Source organism: Stenotrophomonas sp. 05L44_2 (assembly GCF_056665995.1).
This window is the reverse complement of sequence record NZ_JBFTNR010000900.1, coordinates 1-2,736: the sequence shown is the minus strand read 5'-3', so window position 1 is coordinate 2,736 and position 2,736 is coordinate 1. Positions and strand designations below refer to the sequence as shown.

Genomic DNA, 2,736 nt, shown 5'->3' with positions numbered 1-2,736 from the left:
GGATACCGCTGCCGGTGTCGATGAAACGCTGAAGGAACTGGAAGGCTTCTTCCCGGCCGGCCTGAAGGCCGAGATCCCGTACGACACCACCCCGTTCGTGCGCGTGTCGATCAAGGGCGTGGTGMAGACSCTGCTCGAAGCGATYGTGCTGGTRTTYSTRGTGATGTACYTSTTYYTGCAGAACTTCCGCGCCACCCTGATCCCGACCATCGCCGTGCCGGTGGTGCTGCTGGGYACCTTCGGCGTGCTGTCGGTGCTGGGCTTCTCGGTGAACATGCTGACCATGTTCGCGATGGTGCTGGCCATCGGCCTGCTGGTGGACGATGCCATCGTGGTGGTGGAGAACGTCGAGCGCATCATGTCCGAAGAGGGCCTGTCGCCGCTGGAAGCCACCCGCAAGTCGATGAGCCAGATCACCGGCGCGCTGGTGGGTATCGGCCTGGTGTTGTCGGCGGTGTTCGTGCCGATGGCCTTCATGAGCGGCTCCACCGGCGTGATCTACCGGCAGTTCTCTGCGACGATCGTCTCGGCGATGGCGTTGTCGGTGCTGGTCGCGATCGTGCTGACGCCAGCGCTGTGCGCCACCATGCTCAAGCCGCTGAAGAAGGGTGAGCACCATGTCGCCCACCGCGGTTTCGCCGGTCGCTTCTTCAACGGTTTCGAAAAGCACTTCATGGAAAACGAGAAGGGTGCCGTCGAGTCGGTGTTCTCGGTGCAGGGCTTCAGCTTCGCCGGCATGGGCCAGAACGCGGGCATGGCCTTCGTCAAGCTGAAGGACTGGAAGGATCGTGACGCCGACAACGGTGTGATGCCGATCACCGGACGCGCGATGGCCGCGCTGGGGCAGATCAAGGATGCCTTCATCTTTGCCTTCCCGCCGCCGGCCATTCCGGAACTGGGCACGGCCTCCGGCTACACCTTCTTCCTGAAGGACAACAGCGGCCAGGGCCACGAGGCATTGCTGGCGGCCCGCAACCAGCTGCTGGGCCTGGCGGCCGGCAGCAAGAAGCTGGCCAACGTGCGACCGAACGGCCAGGAGGACACGCCGCAGTTCCGCATCGATATCGATGTGGCCAAGGCCAGCTCGCTGGGCCTGTCGATCGACCAGGTCAACACCACCCTGGCCACCGCGTGGGGCAGCTCGTACATCGATGACTTCATCGATCGCGGCCGCGTCAAGCGCGTGTTCGTGCAGGCTGACCAGCCGTTCCGCATGGTGCCGGAGGACTTCGATCTCTGGTCGGTGAAGAACGACAAGGGCGAGATGGTTCCGTTCAGCGCCTTCGCCAGCAAGCATTGGGACTACGGCTCGCCGCGCCTGGAACGCTACAACGGCGTGTCGGCTACCGAAATCCAGGGCGAACCGGCCCCGGGCGTGGCGTCCGGTGATGCCATGGCCGAGATCGAACAGCTGGCCAAGCAGTTGCCGGCGGGCTTCGGCGTCGAGTGGACGGCGATGTCCTACCAGGAACGCCAGGCGGGCTCGCAGACGCCGCTGCTGTACACCCTGTCGCTGATGATCGTGTTCCTGTGCCTTGCCGCGTTGTATGAAAGCTGGAGCGTGCCGACCTCGGTGCTGCTGGTGGCGCCGCTGGGCATCCTCGGTGCGGTGCTGGCCAATACCTTCCGTGGCATGGAGCGCGACATCTATTTCCAGGTGGCGATGCTGACCACGGTGGGCTTGACCAGCAAGAACGCGATCCTGATCGTCGAGTTCGCCAAGGAGCATCTGGAGAAGGGCGCGGGGCTGATCGAAGCGACGATGCACGCGGTCCGCGACCGTCTGCGCCCGATCATCATGACCTCGCTGGCCTTCGGCATGGGCGTGCTGCCGCTGGCGATCTCCAGCGGTGCCGGCTCCGGCGCCAAGCAGGCGATCGGCACCGGCGTGCTCGGCGGCATGGTGGTCGGCACCGTACTCGGCGTGTTCTTCGTGCCGCTGTTCTTCGTCGTGGTGCCCAATGAGGTTGCCGGCCAGCGGCCGGCACTACCTCCTGCCATCCGGCAGTACCGATGGAAGTCATTCCAATGAAAAGTGCATCTCTGTTCCTCTCCATCGCTGCGGCACTGGCGCTTGCCGGCTGCGGCACCCTGGCGCCGAAGAACACCGCAGTGGCCCCGGCCATTCCGTCGCAGTGGCCGGCCGAAGCCGCGCAGGGCGAAGTGGCCGATGCGGCCGCGGTCGGCTGGCGTGACTTCTTCACCGACGAGCGCCTGCAGCAGGTGATCGGCCAGGCGCTGGACAACAACCGCGACCTGCGCGTGGCCGTGCTCAACGTCGAAAAGGCGCGTGGCCAGTATCGCGTGCAGCGCGCAGACCGGGTGCCGGGCGTGGCCGTGACCGGGCAGATGGACCGCCGCGGTGGCGACGTGCCGGTCACCGAGCAGTTCAGCGCGGGCGTCGGCGTGGCCGAGTTCGAACTGGACCTGTTCGGCCGCGTGCGCAACCTGAGCGAAGCCGCGCTGCAGCAGTACTTCGCTGTAGCCGCCAACCGCCGCAACGCGCAGCTGAGCCTGGTGGCCGAGACCGCCACCGCGTGGTTGACCTACGGTGCCGACGCGCAACAGTTGAAAATCGCCGAAGCCACGGTGAAGACCTATGAGGATTCGCTGCGCCTGGCCGAAGCACGCCATGAACGCGGTGGCAGTTCGGGGTTGGAACTGACCCAGACCCGCACCCTGGTCGAGACTGCGCGTACCGATGCCGCACGCCTGCGTGGGCAGCTGGCCCAGGAC

1 protein-coding gene and 1 pseudogene are annotated in these 2,736 nt (G+C 65.7%); both read left to right on the top strand.

What is annotated here, in order from left to right; genetic code table 11:
• The coding region (locus AC1VAN_RS21800; protein WP_480986741.1) for an efflux RND transporter permease subunit at positions 1-2,032 on the top strand (2,032 nt) is incomplete at its 5' end.
• A pseudogene (smeF, locus tag AC1VAN_RS21795) lies at positions 2,014-2,736 on the top strand (multidrug efflux RND transporter outer membrane subunit SmeF); the annotation flags it as partial. The gene AC1VAN_RS21800 and the pseudogene smeF, both read left to right, overlap by 19 nt.